General features: G+C 66.3%; 30 protein-coding genes and 1 tRNA gene. 12 read left to right on the top strand and 19 right to left on the bottom strand.

Annotated features, from left to right (window positions below; all coding sequences use genetic code 11):
- Positions 1-17 precede the first annotated feature (17 nt).
- Positions 18-578 (top strand): DUF4333 domain-containing protein, encoded by a 561-nt coding sequence (locus tag ACZYZF_RS27065; RefSeq protein WP_463747455.1) that lies wholly within the window; start codon positions 18-20, stop codon positions 576-578.
- A gap of 94 nt (positions 579-672) precedes the next feature.
- Entirely contained in the window at positions 673-2,505 is a 1,833-nt protein-coding gene (locus tag ACZYZF_RS27060) for a fatty acyl-AMP ligase (RefSeq protein WP_463747456.1), read from the top strand.
- Positions 2,506-2,638: 133 nt separating this feature from the next.
- Here the strand turns inward: ACZYZF_RS27060 and ACZYZF_RS27055 are convergent, their stop codons facing one another.
- The gene (locus ACZYZF_RS27055) at positions 2,639-3,520 is read right to left on the bottom strand and encodes a hypothetical protein (RefSeq protein WP_463837368.1); all 882 of its coding nucleotides are present in this window, start codon (positions 3,518-3,520) and stop codon (positions 2,639-2,641) included.
- A gap of 165 nt (positions 3,521-3,685) precedes the next feature.
- On the opposite strand from ACZYZF_RS27055, the gene ACZYZF_RS27050 reads away from it, so the two are divergent.
- Positions 3,686-5,467, top strand: coding sequence for an HSP90 family protein (locus ACZYZF_RS27050; protein WP_463747458.1), 1,782 nt, complete (start codon positions 3,686-3,688; stop codon positions 5,465-5,467).
- A complete protein-coding gene (locus ACZYZF_RS27045; protein WP_463837367.1) occupies positions 5,464-6,345 on the top strand; it encodes a hypothetical protein in 882 nt (293 codons plus the stop codon). Before ACZYZF_RS27050 ends, ACZYZF_RS27045 begins: the two co-directional genes overlap by 4 nt.
- Here ACZYZF_RS27045 and ACZYZF_RS27040 read toward each other — a convergent pair.
- The 4 genes from ACZYZF_RS27040 to ACZYZF_RS27025 form a co-directional block, all read right to left on the bottom strand.
- The gene (locus ACZYZF_RS27040) at positions 6,334-7,080 is read right to left on the bottom strand and encodes an alpha/beta fold hydrolase (protein WP_463747460.1); all 747 of its coding nucleotides are present in this window, start codon (positions 7,078-7,080) and stop codon (positions 6,334-6,336) included. The genes ACZYZF_RS27045 and ACZYZF_RS27040 overlap by 12 nt on opposite strands.
- A gap of 31 nt (positions 7,081-7,111) precedes the next feature.
- On the bottom strand, positions 7,112-7,480 hold the full coding sequence (locus ACZYZF_RS27035) for a SpoIIAA family protein (protein ID WP_463747461.1): 369 nt from the start codon (positions 7,478-7,480) through the stop codon (positions 7,112-7,114).
- 43 nt (positions 7,481-7,523) lie between these two features.
- Positions 7,524-7,937 carry a hypothetical protein gene (locus ACZYZF_RS27030; protein ID WP_463747462.1) on the bottom strand — a complete coding sequence of 138 codons (414 nt, stop codon included), beginning with the start codon at positions 7,935-7,937 and terminating at the stop codon, positions 7,524-7,526.
- Positions 7,938-8,096: 159 nt separating this feature from the next.
- Positions 8,097-8,750 carry a nitroreductase family protein gene (locus tag ACZYZF_RS27025; protein ID WP_463747463.1) on the bottom strand — a complete coding sequence of 218 codons (654 nt, stop codon included), beginning with the start codon at positions 8,748-8,750 and terminating at the stop codon, positions 8,097-8,099.
- A gap of 329 nt (positions 8,751-9,079) precedes the next feature.
- On the opposite strand from ACZYZF_RS27025, the gene ACZYZF_RS27020 reads away from it, so the two are divergent.
- On the top strand, positions 9,080-9,826 hold the full coding sequence (locus ACZYZF_RS27020; RefSeq protein WP_463837365.1) for a potassium channel family protein: 747 nt from the start codon (positions 9,080-9,082) through the stop codon (positions 9,824-9,826).
- Positions 9,827-9,877: 51 nt separating this feature from the next.
- Here the strand turns inward: ACZYZF_RS27020 and ACZYZF_RS27015 are convergent.
- Positions 9,878-9,961: transfer RNA gene (locus ACZYZF_RS27015), tRNA-Leu, on the bottom strand.
- 473 nt (positions 9,962-10,434) lie between these two features.
- Here ACZYZF_RS27015 and ACZYZF_RS27010 point away from each other — a divergent pair.
- On the top strand, positions 10,435-10,791 hold the full coding sequence (locus ACZYZF_RS27010) for an LAGLIDADG family homing endonuclease (protein WP_463747465.1): 357 nt from the start codon (positions 10,435-10,437) through the stop codon (positions 10,789-10,791).
- On the opposite strand, the gene ACZYZF_RS27005 is transcribed toward ACZYZF_RS27010, so the two are convergent.
- The gene (locus ACZYZF_RS27005) at positions 10,788-11,486 is read right to left on the bottom strand and encodes a DUF6882 domain-containing protein (RefSeq protein ID WP_463837363.1); all 699 of its coding nucleotides are present in this window, start codon (positions 11,484-11,486) and stop codon (positions 10,788-10,790) included. The genes ACZYZF_RS27010 and ACZYZF_RS27005 overlap by 4 nt on opposite strands.
- Before the next feature lie 79 nt (positions 11,487-11,565).
- Here ACZYZF_RS27005 and ACZYZF_RS27000 point away from each other — a divergent pair, with 79 nt between their 5' ends.
- Together ACZYZF_RS27000 and ACZYZF_RS26995 are read left to right on the top strand one after the other, a co-directional pair.
- Positions 11,566-11,949, top strand: coding sequence for a hypothetical protein (locus ACZYZF_RS27000; protein WP_463837362.1), 384 nt, complete (start codon positions 11,566-11,568; stop codon positions 11,947-11,949).
- Entirely contained in the window at positions 11,946-12,308 is a 363-nt protein-coding gene (locus tag ACZYZF_RS26995; RefSeq protein ID WP_463747468.1) for a DUF3817 domain-containing protein, read from the top strand. The genes ACZYZF_RS27000 and ACZYZF_RS26995 overlap by 4 nt, the downstream gene beginning before the upstream one ends.
- 17 nt (positions 12,309-12,325) lie before the next feature.
- On the opposite strand, the gene ACZYZF_RS26990 is transcribed toward ACZYZF_RS26995, so the two are convergent.
- Entirely contained in the window at positions 12,326-12,778 is a 453-nt protein-coding gene (locus tag ACZYZF_RS26990) for a MarR family winged helix-turn-helix transcriptional regulator (protein WP_463747469.1), read from the bottom strand.
- A gap of 52 nt (positions 12,779-12,830) precedes the next feature.
- Here ACZYZF_RS26990 and ACZYZF_RS26985 point away from each other — a divergent pair, with 52 nt between their 5' ends.
- Positions 12,831-14,063 (top strand): multidrug effflux MFS transporter, encoded by a 1,233-nt coding sequence (locus tag ACZYZF_RS26985; protein WP_463747470.1) that lies wholly within the window; start codon positions 12,831-12,833, stop codon positions 14,061-14,063.
- Positions 14,064-14,083: 20 nt separating this feature from the next.
- Here ACZYZF_RS26985 and rdgB read toward each other — a convergent pair whose 3' ends face one another.
- The 11 genes from rdgB to clpS form a co-directional block, all read right to left on the bottom strand.
- Entirely contained in the window at positions 14,084-14,701 is a 618-nt protein-coding gene (gene rdgB, locus ACZYZF_RS26980) for an RdgB/HAM1 family non-canonical purine NTP pyrophosphatase (protein WP_463747471.1), read from the bottom strand.
- Entirely contained in the window at positions 14,702-15,481 is a 780-nt protein-coding gene (rph, locus tag ACZYZF_RS26975) for a ribonuclease PH (RefSeq protein ID WP_463747472.1), read from the bottom strand.
- A gap of 17 nt (positions 15,482-15,498) precedes the next feature.
- Positions 15,499-16,266 (bottom strand): cyclic nucleotide-degrading phosphodiesterase, encoded by a 768-nt coding sequence (locus tag ACZYZF_RS26970; RefSeq protein WP_463747473.1) that lies wholly within the window; start codon positions 16,264-16,266, stop codon positions 15,499-15,501.
- 64 nt (positions 16,267-16,330) lie between these two features.
- Complete coding sequence (gene murI / locus ACZYZF_RS26965; protein ID WP_358029136.1) at positions 16,331-17,155, bottom strand: glutamate racemase; 825 nt, start codon at positions 17,153-17,155, stop codon at positions 16,331-16,333.
- Positions 17,156-17,159: 4 nt separating this feature from the next.
- On the bottom strand, positions 17,160-17,840 hold the full coding sequence (locus tag ACZYZF_RS26960; protein WP_463837361.1) for a rhomboid family intramembrane serine protease: 681 nt from the start codon (positions 17,838-17,840) through the stop codon (positions 17,160-17,162).
- Positions 17,831-18,802, bottom strand: coding sequence for a cysteine synthase (locus ACZYZF_RS26955; RefSeq protein ID WP_463747475.1), 972 nt, complete (start codon positions 18,800-18,802; stop codon positions 17,831-17,833). Before ACZYZF_RS26955 ends, ACZYZF_RS26960 begins: the two co-directional genes overlap by 10 nt.
- The gene (locus tag ACZYZF_RS26950) at positions 18,799-19,098 is read right to left on the bottom strand and encodes a MoaD/ThiS family protein (RefSeq protein ID WP_463837457.1); all 300 of its coding nucleotides are present in this window, start codon (positions 19,096-19,098) and stop codon (positions 18,799-18,801) included. Before ACZYZF_RS26950 ends, ACZYZF_RS26955 begins: the two co-directional genes overlap by 4 nt.
- A 20-nt stretch (positions 19,099-19,118) precedes the next feature.
- Entirely contained in the window at positions 19,119-19,538 is a 420-nt protein-coding gene (locus ACZYZF_RS26945; RefSeq protein WP_029109887.1) for a M67 family metallopeptidase, read from the bottom strand.
- A gap of 12 nt (positions 19,539-19,550) precedes the next feature.
- Complete coding sequence (locus ACZYZF_RS26940; RefSeq protein ID WP_463837456.1) at positions 19,551-20,570, bottom strand: P1 family peptidase; 1,020 nt, start codon at positions 20,568-20,570, stop codon at positions 19,551-19,553.
- A 5-nt stretch (positions 20,571-20,575) separates the two neighbouring features.
- Positions 20,576-21,154, bottom strand: coding sequence for an oxidative stress transcriptional regulator AosR (gene aosR / locus ACZYZF_RS26935; protein ID WP_463747476.1), 579 nt, complete (start codon positions 21,152-21,154; stop codon positions 20,576-20,578).
- 6 nt (positions 21,155-21,160) lie between these two features.
- Positions 21,161-21,475: an ATP-dependent Clp protease adapter ClpS gene (gene clpS, locus ACZYZF_RS26930; protein ID WP_463747477.1), complete on the bottom strand. Its 315-nt coding sequence runs from the start codon at positions 21,473-21,475 to the stop codon at positions 21,161-21,163.
- 104 nt (positions 21,476-21,579) lie between these two features.
- Here clpS and ACZYZF_RS26925 point away from each other — a divergent pair, with 104 nt between their 5' ends.
- The 3 genes from ACZYZF_RS26925 to ACZYZF_RS26915 all read left to right on the top strand — a co-directional run bounded on the left by ACZYZF_RS26925 (position 21,580) and on the right by ACZYZF_RS26915 (position 26,525).
- Complete coding sequence (locus ACZYZF_RS26925; protein ID WP_463837454.1) at positions 21,580-22,857, top strand: nicotinate phosphoribosyltransferase; 1,278 nt, start codon at positions 21,580-21,582, stop codon at positions 22,855-22,857.
- A gap of 54 nt (positions 22,858-22,911) precedes the next feature.
- Entirely contained in the window at positions 22,912-24,990 is a 2,079-nt protein-coding gene (locus tag ACZYZF_RS26920; RefSeq protein WP_463837452.1) for an ATP-dependent DNA helicase, read from the top strand.
- A gap of 92 nt (positions 24,991-25,082) precedes the next feature.
- Positions 25,083-26,525, top strand: coding sequence for a neutral zinc metallopeptidase (locus ACZYZF_RS26915; protein ID WP_463837360.1), 1,443 nt, complete (start codon positions 25,083-25,085; stop codon positions 26,523-26,525).

The following is a 26,525-nucleotide window of genomic DNA, read 5'->3' as shown; positions in this document are numbered from 1 at the left end:
CCAGTCGAGGAGAACCGATGAGCGGTCCCGAGCAGCCGTGGTGGGCACGGCCGGGCGGCGCACCCCTGCCTGGCGGCACGCCGCCACCCGGCGCTCCCCCGCAGCGCCGGGCATGGACACCCCCGCCCACGCGGCAGCCGTCGCCGCCACAGCCGCCGCAGCACCATGCGCGGCCCGGACCGCCGCCGCGGTACCAACCACAGTCCGCACCACAGCCGCCGTCGTCGCCGCCCAACCCCAAGCACGCCGACCGACGTCTGCTCATCGGTGTGGCGATCGCCGTCGTGGCGGTCGCGGTGATCGGCGCCGGATTGTGGGCGTGGAGCCTCGCGGACACCAACAGCACCCGACTCGACGTCCATCAGGCCGAGTCCGGGGTGGCACAGATCCTCTCCGATCCGATCAACGGCTACGGGGCCAACCGCGTCGTCGCGGTGGCATGTAACAACGGCGAGAATCCGGTCGTGCGGGCCGGCGCGACGTTCATGTGCGCGGTTGAGATCAACGACACGCTTCGAAGGGTCATCGTGGAGTTCACCGACGATAACGGCACTTATGCCGTGGACGGCCCCCGATAAATAGAGACCCGCGACACATTTTCGGGTCCTCGTGACAACCCACACCCGACCGCGCTGCCAGGCTTTATTAGAGCCGCTATTAGTCTTACCGGTTATGGGTCGGGATCCCGCTGCAACCAGTGCCGTTGATATGTCGACGTCGAACATCGAAAATTACGTCCTCGACGACGGCACGATTGTCGTACCCGACGGCGTCACCCTGACGTCGTTCCTGGACCGCAATCGGATCATTTACGGGAACCAGCCGTCCTACCGATTCCTCGACTACTCGACGGATCCCGACGGCCGCGCCGTCGAGCTCAGCTGGAACGCCCTGTGGTCACAGGTGTGCGCTGTCGGCGCCCGCCTGCAGCAGGTCACCAAACCCCGCGACCGGGTAGCGATCCTGGCCCCGCAGGGCGTCGAGTACGTCGCAGCGTTCTTCGCGGCAGTGCACGCGGGCAATGTCGCCGTCCCGCTGTTCGCACCCGCGCTGGCCGGTCACGCCGAGCGACTGGCCGCCGTGCTGGCCGACGCCAAACCCACCGTCGTGCTCACCACGACCGCCGCCGCCGAATCGGTTCGCACCTTCATCAAGTCGCTGCCCGCCGCCGAGCGGCCCCGCATGATCGCCGTCGACGCCGTCCCGGACACGCTGTCCGAGATGTACGTCAGCCCCGAGGTCGACACCGACGACATCGCCTACCTGCAGTACACGTCCGGGTCCACCCGCACGCCCGCCGGTGTGGAGATCACCCACCGCAACGTGTGTACCAATGTCATCCAGATGGTCCTGGCCGGCGACCTCGACACCGGTATCCGCAGTGTCAGCTGGCTGCCGCTCTACCACGACATGGGCCTGATCATGGTGATGTTCCCGGCGCTGTGTGGTGGCCACATCAGCCTGATGGACCCGATGGCGTTCGTCCGACGCCCGTATCGCTGGATCAAGCGGTTGGCCGAAGAAGCTGCTCACGGGCGCACCTTCGCCGCGGCCCCGAACTTCGCCTTCGAGCTGGCCGCCGAGCGCGGCCTGCCGCCCGAGGGTGAGACGCTGGACATGACCAACGTGGTCACGCTCCTCAACGGGTCCGAGCCGGTCACGATGGCCGCTGTCGAGAAGTTCACGTCTGCGTTCGCCCCGTACGGGCTGCCCGCCACCGCGGTCAAGCCGTCCTACGGCATGGCCGAGGCCACCCTGTCGGTGGCCAGCATCGCGCCGAACGCCGCGGCCAGCGTGGTGTATCTCGACCGCGACCAGCTCAGCGCCGGGCGCGCAGTGACCGTCGCTGCCACCGACGAAGGCGCCGTGGCACATGTGTCCTGCGGACAGCCGATCCCGAACCAGTGGGCAGTGATCGCCAGCCCCGATGGCGACGAGTTGGCCGACCGCACCGTCGGCGAAATCTGGCTGCACGGCAACAATGTCGGCCAGGGCTACTTCGGCCGCCCCGACGAGAGCGAGCGGGTGTTCGGCAACAAGCTGCAGACCCGGCTCACCACCGGTGGCCACGCCGACGAGGTACCCGACAACAGCCATTGGCTGGCCACCGGCGACCTCGGGGTCTACATCGACGGCGAGCTGTACCTCACCGGCCGCATCAAGGACATGATCCTGATCGACGGACGCAACCACTACCCACACGACATCGAGACGACGGTCAGCGCGTCGTCGCCCGCAGTGCGCTCGGGCTATGTCGCCGCGTTCTCGGTGAACGGGGACCGCGGCGAAGAACTGGTGATCGTCGCCGAGCGCGCAGCCGGGGCCGGCCGCGCCGAGCCCGGCCCCATCGTCGATGCGGTGCGGGCCGCAGTGTCCCGCCACCACCAGATCCGGGTCGCCGATGTGCGCATGGTTGCCGCCGGCGTGATCCCCCGGACGACCAGCGGCAAACTGGCCCGAAATGCTTGTCGCGTCGAATATTTGAGTGGGAAGTTCGACAAGTAGGGATTGGCCTGTTTGCCTGCGCCGAATGCGACGCCAAGGTCGTGATCCGGCGCGTGGCCCGGCCCTGGCGTTGATCTGGCGTGGGAGGCTTCACCGATGACTCGGCGTCCACCGTGTCACCTGCAACACCCAACTACAGCTGACTCATTGCCTCAGCGAACGCCCCGTCGCGCAGAAGGTTGATGCTGCGGGCCTCGGTATCTACCTGGGTGATGCGCTGCACGGCGCCGCCGTGCCAGAAGTAGGTGTCGCGACTGACGGCGCCACCGGGCGGGTTCTCGGTCTGCCCGACCGTCACCGACGCGAGCCATCCAACCGCGTCCGATGTGAGTTCACCGACGGCGTGCAGGAACAGCAGACTGCGGTGGGGCACGCTGAATACGACCCCCAGCGGTGCGACTCCCCCCAGCACCGTCTCGATCAGCCGAGGCATGTTCAGGGCTTTCGAGGCGATGAAGAAGGAATCGCCGGTCAGCGCAAACACGTTGCGGTCCAACGCTTGTACGGTCACGGGCTCACCATCGGTGTTGCGCTGACCCACCTCGTAGAGGAAGTCCAGGTCCCGGCCGGCAACGTCGTCGTCACCCACCGTCTTGACCACGGTCGGCAGGTCTCGGCTCAACTCGGCGACCAGACCGTCGAAAGCGGGGCGGGCATATCGCATCGAGATCATTCCCGAGGTGTCCGGCGTCTGCAGGCGCGTGCGAACCTGCGCCAGGAACTCCGCGTCCGCCAGTGCGGCGGTCCCGGGGTCTGATCGACTGGCGAACTGCTGATCGAAGTGAAACTCGACGGCGCCTACCCACTCGGCCGGCGGTCGTTGCGCACACTGGAGCTGAAGGTTGTACAGCCGGTAGTGATTTCCCGTCTGGTCCATGAACCAGTCATCACCCAGTGCGTCCTGTGGAGCCGGACGCACCCGTAACCCACGACGTTCCAATGATTCCAACGCCAGCCGGCGAACGAGCCGACGCCGCTCATCGTCGGTGCCGACGGTCGGCTCGTTTTCGCTCATCCACGACTCCCCCATGCTGAACCCCCGTAGTGGTGCTGATCGTCTCAGCCATGATCCCACCGTCGCACACGCCCGATCGGCACCAGTTCCGAGAGTGCCCCGACATGTCGGTGCCCCGTGCAACGCTGTCCGGTTCTCACACGAGCCGACATGGAAGGACCCGAGATGACCGGACTTCAGCAGCAGAACTTCCGAGTGAACCTCGGCGGGGTGATCGCACTACTCAGCAAGAACCTCTATTCCAATCCCGGCGTCTATGTGCGGGAGCTGATCCAGAACGCCGTGGATGCCATCGCGGCCCGCGACACCCTCGGCGGCACCCCTGCCCCGCGCATCGTCTCGATCTCCCCGTACGGGGTCGCCTCACCGAATTCGCCCGCCGGCGAGTTCATGCTGACCGACGCCGGGATCGGCGTCAGCCCCGAGCAGGTCGAGCAGTTCCTGGCCACCGTCGGCGCCAGCTCCAAGGGTGACGAACTGCAGCGGAGTCGACGCTCGTACATCGGGCAGTTCGGTATCGGCCTGTTGAGCTGCTTTCTCATCGCCGACGAGATCACCGTCGTCTCCCGCAGCGCGACAGGCACGGAACCGATCGAGTGGGTCGGCAGGAGCGACGGCACTTACACGCTCCGCACCATAACCCAGGACATCGCAGTCGGGACGACCGTGCGATTGCGGCCGCGGCCCGACATGATCGGCTGGGCCCGGGCCGAGCAGGTGTGCCCCCTGGTGCAGAAGTACGCCGAGTTCCTTCCGGTAAACATCAAGGTTCTGACAAGCCAGGGCCCGAAGGACGTTTCACGGAAATATCCATGGGAGCACGACTTCGGCGCCCACCGTTCCACTGTGCTGCAAGGGGTTTCACCGGTCTACGGCGGGATGGGTGTGGGCAGCCAGTTCGACGCCATCGAGGTCACCGATGCCGGCCTCGGACTACACGGCGTGGTGTACATCGGCGCCGCGTCGGGGCGGTCCAAGCGCGCCGCGCGCAACCGCATCTACATCAACGACATGCTCGTCGATGACGCCGACAGTGCGCTGCTGCCGGCATGGGCATTCTTCGCCTGGGCCGTGGTGAACTCGACCACGCTGGAGCCGACTGCCAGCCGCGAGACCGTCGTGAACAACACTGCGCTCACCGCGACCCGGCGCAAGCTCGGGCAAGCCGCTCTGAAATGGCTGCGGTCCCTGGCCGACACGGACCCCGAGCGGTTCGCCGAATTCGTCGCCGACTACGAACTGGAACTCCGATCCGCGGCCACATGTGACGCCGACGGACAGAATCTGGAGCTGGCCGAAGTCGTGCTCCCGATGCTGACGGTGCAGACGACTGAAGGGCACATGCGACTGATCGATGTGATCAGCCGCAATCCAAACATCCTTTACGCGGTGTCCGTCAAGGAGTTTCGCACCATCGCGAGCTTCAACCCTGGTGGGCGGATCGTGGTGAATGCGGGCCATGCCCTGGACCAGGAGGTGCTGCTGATGCTGCCGCAGGTGACGTCCGGGGTGGCCGCCACCCGCGCCTACCCGGCGTCCGAAATCGCCGGGCTGGCAGTCCCGTCGGCGGATTCTGCGCGGGAGGTACTGGCGCTGGAACAGCGTGGCAGCCAGGTGCTGCAGGCGTCGGGTAGTCGGGTGGTGGCGCGCCGGTTTCCATCGACGGACCTGCCCGCCGTGTTCATCGGTAACGGCCAGATCGACGCCGATTCGCCGGGGTGCGGCGACCTCCCGCATCTGGTGGTGAACTGGGACAACCGGGCGGTGCAGGCGCTGACCCGCACAACCGACGCCCTCGTGTTCAGTCGGCTCATGCAGCTGCTGTTCGTCCAGGCCCGGATGGCCGCACAGTGCGATGGCCCCGAGGATCGAATCCTGTTGTCGGAGGCGCTCGATGACATCACCGTGCTGGCCGCCGGCGTCGATGGGACGGAGGTCGCCCGATGACCGAGCCAACGCCCCTGTCAGCTGATGAGCTCGAACGGCTGGGTGATGAGGCGCTCGCTGCGGGAGACCTGCAAGCGGCACTGCATCACTACAGGGAAGCCCGCAGGCTTGTCTTCGACATGCTCGATCCGGGGGTGTTACAGGGTTCGGATTTCGACACAGTGTCAGAGATCGCCGACGAGCTCAGCCGGATCAGCAGGAAGCGCGATGCCCTCGTGAGCGCGACGAAACCGCCACCGAAGCCGCTCGATGAACAGGCGGCGGACCTTCGCGCTGCGGTGGATGTGTCCATGGAGGGAGGCCACATTATTCACGCGGCAGAGCTGTGTATCGATCTCGGCGAAATCCTGGCGGAACTGGACGATGTCGACGGCGCGGAATCCGCCTACCGGCAGGCCGTGGCGCTCGCCCGGCAAGTCGATGCCGCCATGCCCGAGTTGATGCTCTGGACGTTTCGCAAGTTGATCGAATTCCTTGCGCCGTCAGAGGAGTCGATAACCCTCGCCCAGGAACTGGCCGCCAACTTGATCGAGCGCGACGAGATGTACCACCCGATGCGGGCTGCCGACGCGGCGTTCCACTGGGCGGTCGCCGAGCTGAAGTTCGCAGAGGTGGCACGACACCGAGTGGATCACGCGATCGATGGCATCGCGCGGCAAGCAATCGAGATGCTCGACGAAATCTGTATGCACGACTTGGGACAAGCACTGCAACGCCACGCGGCCGACACCTTGCGGTGCGTCGGCCGCGATGTCGAGGCAGATCAGTGGCAAGCCGAGGCAGACAAGTACGAGGACTGGTCAGCGTTCATGGACCATCAGATACCCGGCCACGTCCACCTCTGGGACATCCGGATCGACGTGTCGTCAGTCGAGTGATTCCCAGAAGCGTGAAAGCGCCGCCGCACCGCGGGCTGGATCCTGCACCATCCACCAGTGATCCAGTCCGTCGAGCACCTCGGTGGAGGCCCCGGCTCGGCTGGCTGCGCGACGCCGGATTTCTTCGGACCCGACGTATGGGTCCGCCGTCGCCAGTAGCGAAAGACCGGGGCGGGCACTCGCCCGCTCCAACCCGCCGCCCGCTTCGGCCATGTCACCGGGCACTCCTGCCGAGCGGTACAGCCGCAAGGTCGCCTGCCCCATGACCGGCCCCTGAGCTCGTGCCATCGACGCTGCGATGTCCTCCGGCAGCAGCGCGGCCCACACGGCGGTCCGGTCTTGAACCGTGCCGCCCAGCATGTTCTCGACGAGCCGCTCGCCCTTACCGGGCGTCCGCCACGCCTGGGCCATGTCAGGCCACACGTATTCGGCGTCGAACACTCCGACGATGTCACTTGCCCAGCTACGCACCAGGTCGGGTCGATGCATCATCGCGTTCACCACGTGCACACCACCCCAGTCGTGTCCGACAAGGTCAACCGGCTCATCAATGGCTTCAAGCTTGCCTTCGAGCCAGTCCCGGTAGGCCACATACGTCGCCGAGAAGCCGTCGGGTAGCGGAGCCCCGAACCCCGGCGGTGACAACCGCACGACATCCTTGCGTCCAAGCGCATCGACCAGCGGACCCCAGATCGCGTCAGTCTCCGGATTGCCGTGCACCAGAACGATCGTCATGTCCGACATCGTGACACGACTGGCGTCGATCTCAGCCCGCAGCCCACTCCTTCGCCGCATCGAGCTCACCAAGGCCAAAGACCTTGAGCTCGCCCGGAATCATCCACGCAAACGCGTGCATCGCGTGGGCGACCCATTCCCGATCGGACACCACGGCAATGCGCTTGAATGCCGAGTGGTGTCCCAGGAGCGCGCCGAAGCCGAGCTTCAGATCCTCGACCAGACCACCAGAGCCGAATCCCTCGTAATCCGGTGAGATGACCTCGACGATCCGGATCTCACCGGTCGCCAGCAATTCGTCCATCGTCGGCCGAAACTCATGCAGGTCATCACCACGCACCCGGCCCGACACTCGGATACCGAACACGCCCTCAGGCATGTCGGGAAGGACATCGATCATTGGTTCTCCTCCCGTCTCACACCTCGAGTCTGCACCTACCGACTCAGGAACGTGAAGACTCCCAGAGGCTGGAGATTTCCGACGGTACGTTCTCGCGTTTGACGGCGCTCCTGGTCCACCCGCCGTGACTGCCGGGAGCGATCCGGTAGACCCCCGCATCACCCGAATACACCCAGAGCTGCTCGGGTTCGGTTGGCAACCAGGCGATCATCACGCCGGGGGTGCGGTAGGAGGAATGGTCATGGAAGACCTCCTGACCGGCTTTGTCACGAATCACGGGGACCCACGTTGTCCCCCCGTTCTCGTCGGGACCCTCCTCGGCGACGGCGGTGTAGGCGTCCGACGGAGATGTCTGGTCGTGGCCGGGCGTGACGATCGCGGCGGCGTCGTCGCTTTTGCCGCAACCCACGGCGATCGCCATCACAGCCAGAATCACTGCGATCAACCGCTTGCCCATGTATCGATCCCTTCGGTGCTGACGAGATGGAACGATACGGTCTGGCAACCGCGGCCGATCACCACCCCAGTGACTTGTTCAGACAGTCACCCTCCGAGATACGGCGACCTGTCACGCGCGCGACGAATTGCACTGCAATGCCACCGGGAGCTTCGCTGCCTAGAGAAACGCTCTATTGCCGTAGCGGTCGAGCGAGACGAATTCTCCGACCGGCCGACGTGTCGTGGGACCGTACTTGCCCATCGGCCAGCCAAGGGGAATGACCGCACAGGGAGTAACGTTCCACGGCAGGCCGAGGGCGCGCCTCGCCAAGAACTTGCTCCACAACGGCAAGGTGATCAGTGCCGCACCCAACCCAGCCGCACGTGCCGCCAGCAAGAGGTTTTGCACCGCGGGAAAAATGGAACCGTACGCACTGCTCGTCGCCACCGACGGCCACAGCGGAATCACGCCCTTTAGGCAGGCAACGACTACGACGGGGATCTCGTCGAAATGGTCCGCCTGCCATTGCACCGCCTTCTCGATGCGCAGCATCTGGTCACTCATGTTGCGCACAACGACGCGCTTGTAGATCGGGCCGCCGAACTTCAAGGCTCGACGATTCAAGCCGCCGAGTTTCGCAACGACTTCGCGGTCCTTGACGACGATGGATTCCCAGTTCTGAGCGTTTGAACCCGTCGGCGCCTTCATCGCGAGTTCCAGAATGTGAAGCAGCAGAGCGTCATCAACGGGATCACCCTTGAGCCGCCGGATGGCCCGTTGAGTACGCATCGCCTCTTCGAGTGGCATGGCCAAGGCCTCTTGCTGCGGCATGGCCACTATTTCAACATGATCAGTCTCGTCAGGGGGCCTTCCGAGATGTTGACCGATGCCATATCCGACGCTTTCCATTCGAACCCGGTGCTGCCGTAACCCTGACCATGCTGGGTCCGTGTGTCGGCGGCATCAAAGACCACTCCGAATGACCGCAAAGAGACATTGGTCCGCAGACAGGTCACACAAGTGCCAGTAGCGAGGCCTGGTTTGGGGCGACGTCGCGCTGCCTGGTCGACGACGCCCAGACCGATCTCGACGACTTATTCGCCTACCGGTCGACGGGGTTGCCTGAGTATTTCGCTGCGTGTTGCCGCACACTCTTTTTCGTGACGACACGCCTCGATAACTGGGAGCACCGCGCCGAGTGGCCGCTTGCCGCGGTCGCCGCCGTCTTCCTTGCCGCCTACACCGTCGAGGTACTCGTCGAACCCCGCGGTCTGGGTGCACATGCCGTTACCCTGGCCACCTGGCTCTCGTGGGCGGTGTTCAGTGCCGACTACGCGGCACGCCTGTACCTCGCCCCTGACCGCAGGCAGTGGTTCGTGCGCCACCTCGCCGACCTGGCGATCGTGCTGCTGCCACTGCTTCGACCGCTGAGGCTATTGCGCCTGGTCGTGTTGATCGGCGTGCTTCAGAAAGCCGTCGGCAACGCGATCCGAGGCAAGGTGATCCTCTACACGATCTCTGGTGCTGTGCTGCTGGTCTACGTCGCGTCCCTGGCCGTACTGCAGGCTGAGCGCGGCCAACCAGACGCCCACATCGCCGATTTCGGCGACGCATTGTGGTGGGCGATCACCACCATCACCACCGTGGGCTACGGCGACATGTACCCCGTCACTACAACCGGGCGTGTCATTGCCGCGCTGTTGATGATCGGCGGGATCAGCCTGGTCGGCTCGATCACCGCGACGATCGCATCGTGGATCGTGCAGACCGTGGCAGTCGATGACGCTGCCAGCGCAGCCGTGACGGCGGCCCACATCAATGACCTGCGCGCCGAGATCGCGTCGCTGCGGGACGAACTGCGACGGGAGTCCGCCGTCGATGGCGCTGGAAGCGACCACCGACCGTGAAGCCTGGAACCGTGCGGCACCAGGTTTGGGATCACAGGTTGAGTTGAAGAGTGCGGGCGGTGGGACTCGAACCCACACGTTCTTTCGAACACCGGCACCTAAAGCCGGCGCGTCAGCCAGTTGCGCCACGCCCGCAGCGCCTTGATCGTACAGCTCACCCCGTGGCCGAATTTGTCGGAGGTCGGCCATAGGTTGGAAGCCTCGGTGGTTCAGAGAGGCGCGATGTGCGGTCGGCAGACGAGTTCAACGAAGTCCAGAAGCTCATCGCGACAGGTATGAATGACTGTGCAATCGCGCGCGAGACCGGTATTCCGCGACCGACGGTCCGAGATTGGCGGGTGCGACCACCATTGCAGTTGAGGCAACCGCAGGCGTCGTCCGAATGCGGTATCGACCATGACTTCAGCGCATTGCCAGCGCGCGAATATGCGTATCTGCTCGGCCTCTACCTCGGAGACGGATGCATCTCGCAACACCCGCGAGCATGGCGGCTCAGGGTCACGCTCGACAAGAAATACCCTGGCATTATTGACAGCTGCCGCGCAGCCATCGACACCTTGATGCCCGGACAACTTGCGTCGGTTGCTCGACAACCAACTGCATGCATCGTGGTTTCGCTCTATTCCAAACACTGGCCGTGTCTGTTTCCGCAGCACGGTCCGGGCAGGAAGCACAACCGCCGGATCGTCCTGGAACCGTGGCAGCAGGAGCACGTAGACCGGTCCACCGAGGAGTTCGTACGTGGCCTGATCCACAGCGACGGCTGCCGTGTGGTCGCGAATGATCGCGGTATCAAGAGCATCCGGTACCACTTCACGAATCATTCGGAGGACATCCTCAACCTGTTCACCGGCGCACTCGACACCCTCGGCATCCCGTGGACCCGGTCCACCAAGTACGTCGTCTCGATCTACCGCAAGGCCGCCACGGCTCGTCTCGACGAATTCATCGGCCCGAAGGTCTAGTCGGACGGACGCGCCTGACCCGACATGTCGATCAGCCGCTCCTGTTCGTCGAAACGGAACTCGGCATGCCCGTCGGGCAATGCGATCCGCAGGCCGTCCGACATCTCATCGACCTGGACCCCACGCACATCACCCCAGGCCCACACGCTGCGGGGCGCGACCGGCAAGGCCTGCAGGGCCTCTCCCACACTGCGCATCAGTCGGGGCAGGGTCGGCTCGGGCAACCGCAGCCGATCGTCCGCAAGCACAATTGCGCCGATCGTGGAGCCGTCGGCCTCGAAGGTGTAGGTAGGCAATTGCCCGAGCAGGAGCGCCGCGACTCCGCCCATCCACCACGCGAACTCACGCGGGTCAGCCTCGCCGAGTGGCACTTCTGCGTCGCGCAACTCGACAACTTCGTACTGCTCTCCGAAAGTTCGGATCAGTGCACTGCGTTCGACGATCGAGGCCGGGAAGGCGGAGTTCGCCCATGCCCACAGCCATGTGCCAGGCCCCTGCGCGGCGGAGCCGAGCAGTTCAGCCTGGGCGACAAAGGGTTCGGCGCCGCTCGTCGAGGCCTTCGAGAACACGCCCGCGCCGAGATCGAGGCTCCAGTCCCCGTCGTACGGTGAATCTTCGCCGATGAGGTCGGAGAGGTGGGCTTGCGTCTCGGCTTGAATGATCGCGGCGTCGAGGAGCAGGTCATAGAGCAGCACCTGCAAAGCCTAAGTGCCTCTTGCCGCCCATCCAGGCACGTATTTTCGACCCCTGACAGCCGCGCCGTACCATGGACGAATGTCCACTACACGGCGTAGGAGACCAGCGCTCATCGCGTTGGTGTTCCTCGGCGCCGCCGGCTGCCTGGCGCTGGGGTGGTGGCAATGGACCCGCTACGAATCAGCGTCGGGCACCTTCCAGAACTTGGGCTACGCCTTGCAGTGGCCGATGTTCGCCGGGTTCTGTTTCTACGCGTACTACAAGTTCGTCCGTTACGAAGACGCCCCACCGGAGCGCCCCGGCGGCGGCGACGTCACCGAGATTCCCGCCGGCCTGCTGCCCGAACGTCCCAAGGCCGCCGCCCCCGCCGCCGGCGACCAGGAACTCTCCGAGTACAACGCCTACCTCGCCGAGCTGGCCAAGTCCGACCAGCCCGAGAAGAAAGACAGGACCGATAGATGACCGCACCAGAACCGGGCGCCGAGGTCACGCCAGTTGTTTCGACCCCGAAAGAGACCATCCGCAAGGCCTTGCTGGGCTACCGCGTGCTGGCATGGACGACCGGTATCTGGTTGATCGCGCTGTGCTACGAGATGGTGCTGAAATACATCGTCCAGGTGGACAATCCGCCGAGCTGGATCGGCATCGTGCACGGCTGGGTGTATTTCGTCTACCTGCTGTTCACAGCCAACCTTGCGGTCAAGGTTCGCTGGCCCATCGGCAAGACGATCGGTGTCCTGCTCGCCGGCACGATCCCGCTCCTGGGCATCATCGTCGAGCACTTCAACACGCTGGATCTCAAGAAGCGCTTCGAGCTGTAACGCGGGCCGTCAGCGCCTCATCCCATCGAAGCCAGCCGCCGAAGCAGCGGCCCGGCTTTGACCAAAGTCGCCATCTCCTCGTCGGTCATCTGAGCCAACTGCTCGTGGACCCCGGCGGTCCAAGCCGCGTCGATCATCTTCTTGTGCTCGCTGGCCCTGGGTGTCAGGTGCAACCGGATGCAGCGGCGGTCAAGTTGATCAGGTCTCCGATCGATCAGGCCACGCTCGACCAGTTTCCGCACCGTGGTACTGACATTGCTGGGCTGTAGGCCCAAGGCATGCGCGGTGTCGGACACGCTGATTCCCGGCTGATCGCCCACCGTCCGGATCACTTCGAATTCCGAGTGCGGCAACGGCTCCAGGCCGACCTGTTTCTCGCCGAACCGCCGCAGCGCCCAGACCAGGGTCCGCACCGCAGCGGCGGTGTCACGCACATCACGTGAGGGTGTGGGTACTCGAGTGGACGCCATATCGGCTATATTACCTATAACTTTATACATAAACCATTGATGTAAGGCCCGAATGAGCACCCGAACCACCACCACCACCGAGACCGCGGCTCAGACACCGGCGCTGCCGCTGAGCTGGCTCGGTGTGCTTGCCCTGCTGACCGCGGTGGCACCGCTGTCGATCGACATGTACCTTCCCGCCTTCCCGGCGATGGCCGACGAGTTCGGCACCTCGGCCTCGGCTGTTCAGTTCACCCTGACCTCGTTCATGGTCGGCCTGGCCAGCGGGCAGTTGATCATCGGCCCGCTCTCGGACCGGTTCGGCAGGCGTTCGCTGATGCTCGCGGGCACCCTCGTCTGTGTACTGGCCGGCGTCGCGTGCGCTCTCGCCCCAAACATCGCCCTGCTGACCGCGTTCCGCTTCGTGCAGGGCTTCAGCGGAGCCGCCGGTGTGGTGCTGAGCCGAGCCGTGGTGGCCGATCGCGCGCACGGCGCCGTGGCCGCCCGAGCCTTCAGTCTGATGATGATCATCAACGGCGCTGCACCGGTGTTGGCCCCAATCATCGGTGGATCGCTGATGGGCGTCATCGGCTGGCGAGGCATCTTCTGGATCCTGTCCGCACTTGCGGTCGCGATGTTCATCGGCGTCGCCGCCGTGCTGCCCGAGACCCATCCGAAGGACCGCCGCCACACCGGCGGTGTAGCCGCCATGCTGCGCGACGCCCGCTCGGTGCTCACCAACCGCGGTTACCTCGGTTACACGCTGACCTTCGCCTTCGGGTTCACGGTGATGTTCGCCTACATCTCGGCTTCCCCGTTCGTGCTCCAGAACGTGCTCGGCCTCTCCCCGTTGCACTACTCGTTCGCATTCGCCGCCAACGCCGCCGGCATCGTGATCGTGAATGCCGTCAACGCCAGGATCGTGGGTCGCTTCGGCCAGCGTCGGCTGCTGCACCTGGGTGTCGGCCTGCTCGTCCTGTTCTCGACCCTGCTGGTGGTGGATGCCCTGCTCGGTCCGGTGCTGTGGGCATCTTTGGTGTTGCTGTGGGGCGCAGTCGCGAGCATCGGCCTGGTGGCCGCCAATGCCACTTCGTTGGCACTCGACAAGGTCCGCCATGCGGCCGGCACCGGGTCCGCGGTGTTGGGCGCGTTGCAGTTCGGCCTGGCGGCGGTGGTTTCACCGATCGTGGGGATCGGCGGGGACCACACCGCGCTGCCCATGGCTGTGGCGATGGTCGTCAGCGCCACCGTCGGCGCGGCGGCACTGCTACTGACCCGCGAGCGTGGAGCCGTGGCCGTCGATTGACCCGGCGGGCACGCAAACCTCTAAGACCCGGCCAACTCCCGCAGCGCAGGCACCAGCAACGCCAGCGCACGACCACGATGCGATGCCGCGTCCTTCTCGGCCGGCGTCAATTCGGCTGCGGTTCGGGCAGACCCGTCGGGCAGGAACACCGGGTCGTAACCGAACCCGCCGTCGCCGCGGGGTACACGGGTGACCGTCCCGGGCCACTCGCCGCGCACCACAACACTTTTTTCAGCGGAGCCGGCGCCGTACACCAACGCACACGCCGACACGAACGCGGCCCCTCGCCGCGAATCGGGCACATCGGCAAGTTGTCCGAGCAGCAGTGCGGTGTTGGCGGCGTCGTCCCCGTGCCTGCCGGACCACCGGGCCGACAGCACGCCCGGCATCCCGTTCAACGCCTCGACGGAAATCCCGGAATCGTCTGCCACACAAGGTAACCCGGTGGCCCGAAATCCGTCCGAAGCCTTGGCCAAGGCATTCTCTTCAAACGTCGCACCGGTTTCCGGCGCCTCGTCGTACGCAGCCACGTCAGCCAGCGACAACAACTCCAGACCGACCACCCCGGCAGCATCCAGGACACGCCGTAGCTCGGCCAGCTTCTTGGCGTTGCGACTGGCTACAAGCAGCGAGGGCACTCAGCTTCCAAACGCTTTCTTGGGCGCGGGCCCCTCCGGCAGCACACCTGGATACGGCAATTCCAGTGCCTCCTGCTGGATCACGAACAACTGCTCGCAACCCGCCAGCGCGGCATCGAGCATCTTGTCCAGGGTGGAGCGCGGGAACGTCGCGCCCTCGCCGGTGCCCTGGATCTCCACCAGGGTGCCGGTGTCGGTGGCGACGACGTTCATGTCCACCTCGGCGCGCGAATCCTCGGTGTAGGGCAGATCCAGCCGCACCCTGCCGTCGACGACGCCCACCGACACTGCCGCGATGGCGCACGACAGCGGCCGCGGATCGGATAGCCGCCCGGCCGCAGACAGATACGTGACCGCATCGGACAGCGCCACGTACGCGCCGGTGATGGCGGCGGTGCGGGTGCCGCCGTCGGCCTGCAGCACGTCGCAGTCGATTGCGATGGTGTTCTCCCCCAGCGCACCGAGGTCGATGCACGCGCGAAGTGAGCGCCCGACGAGGCGGCTGATCTCCTGGGTCCGCCCGCCGACGCGCCCCTTGACCGATTCCCGGTCGGAACGGTCGTGGGTGGCGGCAGGCAACATGGCGTATTCGGCGGTCAGCCAGCCCTGCCCGGAACCCTTACGCCAGCGCGGCACGCCTTCGGTGACCGAGGCGGTGCACATGACACGGGTCTGGCCGAACTCCACCAGTACCGAGCCGGCGGGATGCGATGTGAAACCGCGGGTGATGGTTACCGGGCGCAGCTCGTCGTCGAGACGACCGTCTTCTCGCTTGGACACCCGCCAACCCTAGCGGGTCAGCCCCGGGTGACGTCGAAGGTCTCGCCGCACACCACGGCGTGCACCGGGCCGTCGAACTCGGCCTTGGCTTCGCTGATCACATCTTCGCGTGACGTCCACGGTGGAATGTGGGTGAGCAGCAGCTCACCGACACCGGCTTCGGCGGCTGCCCGCCCGGCCTCGGTGCCCGACAGGTGCAGGTGCGGCGGTCGCGACGGGTCGTGCGTCCACGACGCCTCGCACAGGAAGACGTCGGCCCCACGAGCCAGCTCGACAAGGGCATCGCAGTATCCGGTGTCACCGCTGTAGACCAGCGTCGCCCCGGACGGATCGGTGAAGCGCATACCGAAGGATTCGGTGGGGTGGCACACCAGCCGCGGTGTCACGCTGAGCGTGCCGAGCTGCACCGCGGCGCCGTCCTCCCAGTTGCGCACCTCGAAAATGTCGGTGAAGTCATCGACCTCGCCACCCTCGGGAGACGACGCCGCACCGAGGCGGGCCCAGGTGTTGACCGGCCCGTACATCAACCCGCGCTCGGTGGCGGGGATGGGGTGATAGCGCCGCCACACGAACAGGCCGGGAAGATCCAGACAGTGGTCGGCGTGGAGATGCGACAGCAACACGTTGACCGAATTCGGATCGGCATAGCGCTGCAGCGCACCCAGGACGCCCCCGCCGAAGTCGACGACCATCGGAGTCGTGTCAGGTGCGGTGACGAGATAGCCGGAGGCTGCCGAATCCGGGCCGACGACGCTGCCGGAGCATCCCAGGATGGTCAATCGCACAGTGTCTAGCTTGCCATGCTTGCTGCGCGCGTTGCCAAGACATCGCCGGTTTGGGCGACGGAGATCATTTTCCGGCGCCCACGTGACGCCGGACCTGCCGCGCCCCGTCCAGCCCGGGCCCTAGGAAGCGGGCAGCCAGTGTGGTGAAGGCCTCAGGATCGCCGGTGGCCTCGAACACCCGTTGGGCCGGGCCGGATTCGTGAGGTTTCAGCAAATCGAGCTCGGTGAGCACCCGGAGCAGGTCCTTGGCGGTCTCCTCGGCCGAAGACACCAGGGTGACGTTGTCGCCCATGGCCAACTGGATCAGCCCGGACAGCATCGGATAGTGCGTGCACCCCAACACCAGGGTGTCCACCTCGGCGCGTTGCAGCGGTTCGAGATACCCCTCGGCCAGCCCCAGCACCTGACGACCACTGGTGATCCCGCGCTCCACGAAGTCGACGAACCGCGGGCAGGCCACCCCGAACACCTCGGTGTCACGTGCCGCGGCGAACGCGTCCTGATAGGCGCCCGAGGCGATGGTGGCGGCGGTGCCGATCACGCCGATGCGTCCGTTGCGGGTGGCGGCGACCGCGCGCCGGACGGCGGGCAGGATCACCTCGACCACCGGCACCGGTGAGTAGCGCTCGCGTGCGTCACGCAGGCACGCCGAGGACGCGGTGTTGCATGCGATCACCAGGGCCTTGACGCCGCGGGCCACCAGGTCGTCTCCGATGGCCAGCGAGTGCGCCCGGATCTCGGGAATCGTGAGCGGCCCGTACGGACCGTTGCCCGTGTCTCCGACGTAGATGATGTCCTCGTCGGGCAGTTGGTCGATGATCGCGCGGGCCACGGTCAGACCACCGACGCCGGAGTCGAAGATGCCGACGGGTGCGAGCGGGTCGTTCATATGTTCATGCACTCAGACGCGGTTGGGCGGAACTCTTCTTCACTTCCCGCGTCTTGCGTTCCGGTCCGGACAGCAGGTACGCCGCCACCACACCGGCGACGGCACCGCACAGGTGCCCCTGCCAGGACACCCCGGGATTGCCGGGCAGCACCCCGAACAGGACGCCGCCGTAGAAGAACAGCACGACGACACCGACCACGATCTCCCACACCTTGCGGGTGAAGAAGCCGAACACGATCAGGAACGCCAGCCAGCCGAAGATCAGGCCGGACGCGCCGATGTGCGTGCTCGTGCACGGCACGCTCACGTAGGGGCAGTGCACGCCGATGTTGCCGATCAGCCAGGTACCGAACCCGCCCAGAATCCAGACGATGGCGGTCGCGGCGATGAAGCGGCCCATCCCCGCCAGCGTCATGAGGAATCCGAGCACCAGGGCCGGCACGGTGTTGGCGATCAGGTGCGGCCAACCACCGTGGAGCAGGGGCGCCCACAGGATGCCCCACAGTCCATCGGTCTGCAGCGGCCGGATGCCGTCGTCATCGAGCCGGTGGCCCATGGCGGTGTCGACGAACTCGATCACGTACAACAGCGCGACGAAACTGATTATCGTCACGCCGCCGACCAGCCACGCGGGCTGTTTCTTCGGCGCTGACGGTGCCGGCAGTCCCGGACCACTCATGCCCATAGCTGCCCTTCCAACGCATCCTCTGCGTCATCCAGGCTACCGGCGTAGGCACCGGTCGACAGATACTTCCAGCCAGCGTCGGCGACCACGAATGCGATGTCGGCGCGCTCGCCGGCCTTGACCGCCTTGGCCGCCATCCCCAGGGCGGCGTGCAGCACCGCACCGGTGGAGATACCGGCGAAAATGCCTTCCCGGGTGACCAGGTCACGGGTGCGTTTGACCGCGTCGTAGGAGCCCACCGAGAACCTCGTGGTCAGCACGTCGGCGTCATACAGTTCGGGGATGAACCCCTCGTCGATGTTGCGCAGCGCGTACACACCCTCGCCGTAGCGCGGTTCGGCGGCCACGATCTGTACCCCTGGCACGTGCTCGCGCAGGAAGCGGCCGGTACCCATGAGCGTGCCGGTGGTGCCGAGCCCGGCGACGAAGTGGGTGATCTCGGGCAGGTCGGCCAGCAGCTCGGGACCGGTGCCGTAGTAGTGGGCGTCGGAGTTGGCCGGGTTGCCGTACTGATAGAGCATCACCCATGAAGGATTTTCCGCCGCAAGCTCTTTCGCCGTCGCCACGGCGGTGTTGGACCCGCCCTCGGCCGCACTGAAGATGATCCTCGCGCCGTAGAGTTCGAGGATCTGACGCCGCTCGATCGAGGTGTTCTCGGGCATCACGCAGATCATGTTGTAGCCCTTGAGCATCGCGGCCATGGCCAACGAGATGCCGGTGTTGCCGCTGGTGGGCTCCAGGATGGTGGCGCCCGGGCTCAGCAACCCGTCACGCTCGGCCTGCTCGATCATGCGCAGCGCGGGCCGGTCCTTGATCGACCCGGTCGGATTACGGTCCTCGAGCTTTGCCCACAACCGGACGTGCGGCCCGTCCTCACCATCGTCCCAACGCGGCGAGAGGTTCTGCAGCCCCACCAGCGGAGTGTTGCCGAGGGCCTGCAGCAGTGAGTCGTGCCGAGTCATGCGCCGCCTACTGACCCTCCGGCTGATCCGCCGGCGACGGCGGGCAGGATCGTCACCGAGTCGCCGTCGGTGATGGTGGTGTTCAGTCCGCCGGAGAACCGCACGTCCTCGTCGTTGACGTAGATGTTGACGAAGCGGTGCAGCTTGCCGTTATCCACCAGGCGGTCGGAGATGCCGGAGTAGTTGGCCTCGAGGTCGGCGATCACGGCCTGCAAGGTGTCGCCGGAGGCGCTGACGCGCTTCTGCCCGTCGGTGTGCGGACGCAGGATGGTCGGGATGGAGACGGTTACAGAAATCGGGTTGGTCATGGGACTCCTTAGGAGGTGTACTGCTCGACGATAGTGACGGGTTCCTCGGTGACGACGCCGTCGACGATGCGGTAGCTCCGAAGCTCGTGCTGTTGCGGGTCGCGCGTGGAGACGAGCACGTAGTGGGCGTCGGGCTCGGATGCGTAGGAGATGTCGGTGCGGCTCGGGTACGCCTCGGTCGCGGTGTGTGAGTGATAGATGACAATAGGAGCGTCGCCTGCATCTTCTAACGCGCGCCACACCTTGAGCTGCTCCCCCGAATCGAAGCGGTAGAAGGTCGGGGAACGCTCGGCGTTGACCATCGCGATGAACCGGTCAGGCCGATCGGAGCCCTCCGGCCCGGCGATCACCCCACACGCCTCGTCGGGGTGGTCGGCGCGGGCATGCGCCACCATCGACTCGACGAGATCCCGGCGGATCACGAGCACGTCATCGCTCCTTCATTCGAACGCTCCCGGCAACATCTCCCGGTAGGTCGGTATTCCGGCCACCGGCTGGGCAGCCAGCAGCCCGACCAGCACCGCGCGGGCCAGCACGTCGGCCGCGGCCGCCCCGACCCTGGTCACCAGCGCCGTCTCCGGCGACATCGCCACCGGCGTCTTTTCGTCCGGTTCGACGGTCACCGCGCCGGTCGCCAGCGCAAACACCGTATCGCCATCGATCGGTGTGTGACACGGCTGGATGGTCCGGGCCAGCCCGTCATGCGCGGCGACGGCCACCCGACGGCACCCGGCCGGGCTGAGCGCAGCGTCGGTGGCGACCACCGCGATGGTGGTGTTCAACGGGCCGATCTCGCGATGTCGGTCGGCGTACGCAGCGAGTTGGTCGGCGGGCGGAGCGGTCAGGCCGAATTGCGCCGCCAACCGAGTCATCCAAGGCAGACCGGTGGCCGGGTCGATCACGTCACCGGCGGCGTTGAGCACCACCAGGGCGCCCACGGTTACTCCACAGTCCAGCCTCACCGAGGCGGTGCCAACACCGCCCTTGAGGATCCCGGCCCGCGCGCCGACCCCGCCGCCGACGGTGCCCAGCGCGAATTCGGTGGCGGCTGCTGCGGCGGCGGCATGACCGAATTCGGCGGTCGGCCGGTTCGCCCAGCCGCCCACCGGTAGATCGAAGATCACGGCGGCGGGCACGATCGGCACGACGCCACCGTCCATCGCCACTCCGCGGCCCTGCTGCTCCAGCCAGGTCATCACACCGTCGGCGGCGGCCAGACCGTAGGCACTGCCACCGGTCAGCACCACTGCGTCGACGTGGCGCACGGTGTTGATCGGGTCAAGCAGGTCGGTCTCGCGGGTACCGGGCGCGCCACCCCGTCCGTCGACTGCGCCGACGGTGCCCGGCGGAGCCAGCACCACTGTCGACCCCGTCGCCCATCCCGACCCCAGCGACACATCGGGGTCGATGCGGTGATGGTGACCGACCAGGATGCCGCCGACGTCGGTGATCGAACCCATCACGTCTATCTCCCCATCAAGCCCAGGACGAGGTATTCCTGCAGCACGGTCAGCCACTGGTAGACGTCGACGTGACCGGCCATCGGATGCTCGGCAGGCAGCTGCTCGGGCCCCTGCGAGTCGATGTCGAGCATGGTGCCCAGCGCCAGCCGGATGTCGTTGACCGCGGCGGCCCACGCCTCCGCGTCGTCCTCGGTCAGCTCGAACTTCCCGCCGCCCTCTGGGATGGTGTCCAACAAACGTTGGGCTGCTTCACGTTTGGCGTCGATGATGGCCGGCTCATGCAGTCCGCGCAGCGCGCTGTTGAGGCTCTCAGCGGTGCCAGATCCGGCAGGATGTTCGGTCTGCGGCCGGTAAAAATCCGGGAGCAGACGCTTCATCGTGGCGTCCTCAGGCGGCTGCGGATTGCCGGTTTTCATGCCGGTGATCATCTCGAGTTCGTCTGTGGGCCCGGATGATCCGCGCTCGTCGAGCATCCCGAGCATCGAGGTGCCCAGGCTGGACAGCAACGAGGCCTCGTGGCCCTCCAATGCCGAGCGGTACCGTAGACCGTCGGCGGTCTCAACCCGTTTCCATTTGCGCACAGTCGATCAGCGGTCCTGTTGCATGGTGGCCCACAGCCCCGCGGCGTGGAGTTTGGACACATCGGTTTCCATCGACTCGCGGCTGCCGGCCGACACCACGGCCTTGCCGTCGTTGTGCACCTGCAGCATGAGCTTGGTGGCGTGCGGCTCGGTGTATCCGAACAGTTTCTGGAACACGTAGGTGACATAGGTCATCAGGTTGACCGGATCGTCCCAGACGATGGTCACCCACGGGCTTTCGGTGGCCGCATCTTCCCGGGGCGCCGCCTCGACGCTGCGCTCCTCGCGGGTCCCCGGTCGGGCCTTCGCCGGTGTAACCATGGGGCCACAATACCGGCAGGGGAGCCGCGATATTGAAGCAGCCGCGAACAGCTACGGTTGCTGGTGTGACGGTCGCGTTGCTCACCGACAAGTACGAGCTGACGATGCTCGCCGCCGCCCTGCGCGACGGCACGGCGCACCGTCGGACCACGTTCGAGGTCTTCGCTCGCCGGCTGCCCGAGGGACGCCGCTACGGCGTGGTCGCCGGCACCGGACGGTTTGTGGAAGCGTTGGCGCAGTTCAGCTTCTCTCCGGAGGAATTGACCGAGCTCGCCGAGTTTCTCGACCCCGCGACACTGGACTTCCTGGCGAGCTACCGGTTCAACGGTGACGTCGACGGCTACGCCGAGGGCGAGCTCTATTTCCCGGGTTCGCCGGTCCTTTCGGTCCACGGAACCTTCGCCGAGTGCGTCGTGCTCGAGACGCTGGTGCTGTCAATCCTGAACCACGACACCGCGATCGCTTCGGCAGCGGCCCGGATGACGAGCGCCGCTCACGGCCGGCCGATGATCGAGATGGGCTCACGGCGTACCCACGAGTTGGCCGCCGTGGCCGCAGCGCGTGCGGCCTACCTGGCCGGGTTCACCGGTTCGTCCAATCTGGCCGCCCAGCAGCGCTACGGCGTGCCCGCACTGGGCACCGCTGCACACGCCTACACGCTGCTGCACACCACCGAGTCCGGTCCCGACGAACAGGCCGCGTTCCGCGGCCAGGTGGCGGCGCTGGGTGTCGACACCACCCTGCTGGTGGACACCTATGACATCACCACGGGCGTGGCCAACGCGATCACCGCGGCCGGTACGGAGCTGGGCGCCGTCCGCATCGACTCGGGCGATCTCGGGGTGCTGGCCCGCCAGGTGCGCCAACAGCTCGACGGCCTGGGCGCCACCGGGACCCAGATCGTGGTCTCCGGAGACCTCGACGAGTTCGCGATCGCCGCACTGCGCGCCGAGCCGGTCGACAGCTACGGCGTCGGTACCTCGGTGGTCACCGGATCGGGCGCACCGACCGCGGGCATGGTCTACAAGCTGGTCGAGGTCGATGGAATCCCGGTGGCCAAGCGCAGTAGCCACAAGGAATCTCACGGTGGCCGCAAGCAAGCCCTTCGGCTGGCCAAGTCCTCGGGCACGATCGTCGAGGAGGTCGTCCACCCGCACGGCCAGTCGCCGTCGGAGCCCTCGGGGCTGACCGCACGCCGGCTGACGGTGCCACTGGTCACCGACGGCGTCCCCGTCGCAGGGCACCACCCCACCAACGACCTGGTCACCGCACGCGAGCGAGTGGCCGCGGGGCTGCACAGCCTGCCGTGGGACGGCCTCAAACTGTCCCGTGGCGAGCCGGCCATCCCCACCCGGGTCGTGGCGTCGACCCAGATTCGTTAGCCGCCCACCGTGCCCCCAACTTCGAAGCCGCCTGGAACCAAGCCATCCCGCGAGGTGGCCAATGTGGTCACCAATCTCCTCAAGATCGCCGTGAAAGGGCTCGGCGGCGCCAGTCGCCCCGGTCAGGTCCAGATGGCCGAGGCGGTCGCGAACGCCTTCGAATCCGGTGAACACCTGGCCGTACAGGCCGGGACCGGCACCGGCAAATCACTGGCCTACCTGGTGCCGTCGATCGCCCGGGCGCTGCAGACCGAGCAACCGGTGGTCGTCTCGACTGCCACCATCGCCCTGCAGCGTCAGCTCGTCGACCGGGACCTACCGCGGCTGGTGAACTCGCTGGCCGATGCACTGCCCCGCAAGCCCACTTTCGCACTACTCAAGGGGCGCGGAAATTATCTGTGCCTCAACAAGATTCACAATGCGGCTGAAGAGCCGGGCGACCGTCCGCAGGATGAGCTGTTCTCCCCCATGGCTGTCAGTGCGATGGGCCGCGATGTGCAACGGCTGACAGAATGGTCCTCGGACACCGAGACGGGCGATCGCGACGAGCTGACCCCGGGCGTGCCGGACCGATCGTGGTCGCAGGTCAGTGTCTCGGCACGCGAATGCATCGGGGTGTCGCGCTGCCAGTTCGGTACCGACTGTTTCGCCGAGCGGGCGCGGGAGAAGGCCGGGGCGGCCGACGTCGTCGTCACCAATCACGCACTGCTGGCCATCGACGCGCTCTCCGATTTCTCGGTGCTCCCCGAGTACGAGTTACTGGTGGTCGACGAGGCCCACGAACTGGCCGACCGGGTGACCAGCGTGGCCACCGCCGAGTTGTCGGCGACCTCCATGGCTGTGGCGCACCGCAAGATGTCGCGTTTGGTGGATGACGAACTGGCGCAACGGTTCGAGGCTGTGGTCGCGACGTTGTCCTCGCTGCTGCACGAGCTCGATGCGGGCCGCATCGATGTGCTCGACGAGGAATTGGGCACCTACCTGACCGCATTGCGCGACGCGGCCAATGCGGCGCGCACAGCCATCGACACCACCCCCAGCGACCCGCAGGCCGCCTCGGCCCGCACCGAGGCCGTCACCGCACTGAGCGACGTGAGCGACACCGCGACCCGGATTCTCACCTCGTTCGTCCCCGCGATCCCCGACCGCGTCGACGTGGTGTGGGTCGAACAGTCCGACGGGCCGGGCGGGGCAAACCCCAACGCCGGAAACACCGCGGCTCCCCGCCCCGGGCGCAGCCTGCTGCGGGTGGCACCGATGTCGGTGTCGGGCCTGTTGCGCACCAGGCTGTTCGCCAACACCACCGCGGTACTGACCTCGGCGACGCTGACCCTCGGTGGCAACTTCGATGCCATGGCGCGAAATTGGGGGCTGGGCGGCTTCTCCGGCGCCGGCGAGCCGGCCAAACCAGCCAGTGCCGGCGAGCCGGCCAAACCAGCCAGCGCCGGCGAGCCGGCCAAACCCGGCTGGCGCGGCATCGATGTCGGATCACCTTTCGACCACGCCAAATCCGCGATCCTCTACGTTGCCAAGCATTTACCGCCTCCCGGGCGGGACGGCACCGATACCCGGACGCTTGACGAGATCGAAGGACTGATCACCGCGGCCGGCGGCCGCACCCTTGGCCTGTTCTCGTCGATGCGCGCAGCCAAGGCCGCCGCCGAAGTCATGCGCGGGCGGCTGTCCACCCCTGTCCTGTGCCAGGGCGAGGACACCACGTCGGCTCTAGTGCAAAAGTTCTCCGATGATCCGGAGACATCGCTGTTCGGCACCCTGTCGCTGTGGCAGGGCGTGGACGTGCCCGGACCGTCGCTGTCGCTGGTACTGATCGACCGGATTCCGTTCCCTCGCCCCGACGATCCATTGCTGACCGCCCGGCAGCGCGCGATCAGCGCTCACGGCGGCAACGGCTTCATGGCGGTCGCCGCCAACCACGCCGCGCTGCTACTCGCCCAGGGCACCGGCCGGCTACTACGCCACACCGACGACCGCGGCGTCATCGCTGTCCTGGACTCCCGGTTGGCGACGGCCCGCTACGGCGGCTACCTGCGTTCCTCGTTGCCGCCGTTCTGGTCCACCACCGACCCCGACCGGGTGCGTCAGTCACTGAAGCGGCTACGCGGCGCAAGCTGATATCGCAACCTGCGCTCGCTCGGTTAACTAGTGTGTGCGGAAATTACCCGCGCGGACGGTCATTGCCGCCGATTGCACCGGAAGGCGGCAGAATGAGCCGACGCACCCTGTTCGGCATCGCTTTTGCGGTGTGCACGGTGTTGCCGTCGGCCGGCTGCTCATCTCTGGTGGGCGGCACGCCGGTGTCGGTGTTCAGCGATCCCTTCTCGGTTGCCGGCATGCCCGCCACCGACGGTTCCAGCGGGCTGCGTCCCGATGCGGAGAAGCCCACACGCAAGGTCACCGACACTGACGGAGGCAAGAGCGACAACCTCGCTGCCAGTGCCGTCAGTGACCTTGAGCAGTTCTGGTCGGACGCGTACCCCGAGGCATTCGACGGTGAGTTCCAGCCGGTGCGCGCGCTGATCTCCTGGGATGCCGAAAGTTTCGACGGCCGGTTCTGCGGGATGGAGACCTACGGGCTGGTCAATGCGGCTTACTGCAAACCGGATCGGACGATCGGCTGGGACCGGGGCGTGCTGATACCCGGGCTCCGCAAGCAGAACGGCGACATGGGTGCCGTGATGGTGCTCGCGCACGAGTACGGCCATGCGATCCAGCAGCAGGCCGGACTGATCAACCGCAAGACACCCACTCTGGTCGCCGAACAGCAGGCCGACTGCCTGGCCGGCTCCTACATGCGGTGGGTGGCCCAGGGTGATTCCCCGCGGTTCACCCTCAGTACCGCTGACGGGCTGAACAAGCTCCTGGCCGCTGTGGTCGCATTCCGGGATCCGCTGCTCACCGAGGCCGAGGCCGAGGTGGGGATCGATGAGCACGGGTCGGCGTTCGAACGGATCTCGGCCTTCCAGTTCGGGTTCACCGACGGGCCCGCGGCCTGTGCGGCGATGGACGTCAAGGAGATCAATCAGCGGCGCGGCGATCTTCCCGTCCTGCTACCCGAAGACCAGAGCGGCGACCTGGACATCACCGAACGCTGGGTCCGCACGATGATCGACGCGCTCAACAGTGTCTTCAAGCCTGCCGATCCCCCGCAGCTCAGTTTCCGGCCCGACACCGCGGTGGACTGTCCGAGCGCCCGACCCAGCCCTCCGGTGTCCTACTGCCCTGACACCAACACCATCGTGATCGACCTGGCCGAGCTGCAACTGTTGGCCGAACCGCCTGACGATTTCGGCGGCGGTGGCCTCGCCGGCGGGGACAACACCGCCTTCTCGGTGCTGATCTCGCGCTACATGGTCGCCCAGCAGCACGCCCGCGGCCTGGTGCTCGACAATGCCGAGGCAGCTCTGCGCACCGCCTGTCTGACCGGGGTGGCCACGGCCAAGATGATCAAGCCCGTGAAACTGGCCGGTGGTGACACGATTCTGCTGACCGCCGGTGACGTCGACGAGGCGGTATCGGGCATCCTCACGAACGGGTTGGCGGCGAGCGATGTCAACGGCGAGTCGGTTCCCTCGGGCTTCGCCCGAATCGATGCGTTCCGGGTCGGCATTCTCGGCGACGAGGACCGCTGCCTCAAGCGTTTCGGGTGA

This window comes from Mycobacterium sp. IDUB_24 (genome assembly GCF_055419385.1).
The sequence above is the reverse complement of the archived record's forward strand: the minus strand, read 5'-3'. Positions and strand labels throughout refer to the sequence as shown.

Bases quoted from the DNA above. Each gene is read 5' to 3' on its own strand.
- ACZYZF_RS27065 (WP_463747455.1), top strand. From the start codon at position 18: ATGAGCGGTCCCGAGCAGCCGTGGTGGGCACGGCCGGGCGGCGCACCC.
- ACZYZF_RS27060 (WP_463747456.1), top strand. From the start codon at position 673: ATGGGTCGGGATCCCGCTGCAACCAGTGCCGTTGATATGTCGACGTCG.
- ACZYZF_RS27055 (WP_463837368.1), bottom strand. From the start codon at position 3,520: ATGAGCGAAAACGAGCCGACCGTCGGCACCGACGATGAGCGGCGTCGG.
- ACZYZF_RS27050 (WP_463747458.1), top strand. From the start codon at position 3,686: ATGACCGGACTTCAGCAGCAGAACTTCCGAGTGAACCTCGGCGGGGTG.
- ACZYZF_RS27045 (WP_463837367.1), top strand. From the start codon at position 5,464: ATGACCGAGCCAACGCCCCTGTCAGCTGATGAGCTCGAACGGCTGGGT.
- ACZYZF_RS27040 (WP_463747460.1), bottom strand. From the start codon at position 7,080: ATGACGATCGTTCTGGTGCACGGCAATCCGGAGACTGACGCGATCTGG.
- ACZYZF_RS27035 (WP_463747461.1), bottom strand. From the start codon at position 7,480: ATGATCGATGTCCTTCCCGACATGCCTGAGGGCGTGTTCGGTATCCGA.
- ACZYZF_RS27030 (WP_463747462.1), bottom strand. From the start codon at position 7,937: ATGGGCAAGCGGTTGATCGCAGTGATTCTGGCTGTGATGGCGATCGCC.
- ACZYZF_RS27025 (WP_463747463.1), bottom strand. From the start codon at position 8,750: ATGCCGCAGCAAGAGGCCTTGGCCATGCCACTCGAAGAGGCGATGCGT.
- ACZYZF_RS27000 (WP_463837362.1), top strand. From the start codon at position 11,566: ATGTCCACTACACGGCGTAGGAGACCAGCGCTCATCGCGTTGGTGTTC.
- ACZYZF_RS26995 (WP_463747468.1), top strand. From the start codon at position 11,946: ATGACCGCACCAGAACCGGGCGCCGAGGTCACGCCAGTTGTTTCGACC.
- ACZYZF_RS26990 (WP_463747469.1), bottom strand. From the start codon at position 12,778: ATGGCGTCCACTCGAGTACCCACACCCTCACGTGATGTGCGTGACACC.
- ACZYZF_RS26985 (WP_463747470.1), top strand. From the start codon at position 12,831: ATGAGCACCCGAACCACCACCACCACCGAGACCGCGGCTCAGACACCG.
- murI (WP_358029136.1), bottom strand. From the start codon at position 17,155: ATGAACGACCCGCTCGCACCCGTCGGCATCTTCGACTCCGGCGTCGGT.
- ACZYZF_RS26960 (WP_463837361.1), bottom strand. From the start codon at position 17,840: ATGGGCATGAGTGGTCCGGGACTGCCGGCACCGTCAGCGCCGAAGAAA.
- ACZYZF_RS26955 (WP_463747475.1), bottom strand. From the start codon at position 18,802: ATGACTCGGCACGACTCACTGCTGCAGGCCCTCGGCAACACTCCGCTG.
- ACZYZF_RS26940 (WP_463837456.1), bottom strand. From the start codon at position 20,570: ATGGGTTCGATCACCGACGTCGGCGGCATCCTGGTCGGTCACCATCAC.
- clpS (WP_463747477.1), bottom strand. From the start codon at position 21,475: ATGGTTACACCGGCGAAGGCCCGACCGGGGACCCGCGAGGAGCGCAGC.
- ACZYZF_RS26925 (WP_463837454.1), top strand. From the start codon at position 21,580: ATGCTCGCCGCCGCCCTGCGCGACGGCACGGCGCACCGTCGGACCACG.
- ACZYZF_RS26915 (WP_463837360.1), top strand. From the start codon at position 25,083: ATGAGCCGACGCACCCTGTTCGGCATCGCTTTTGCGGTGTGCACGGTG.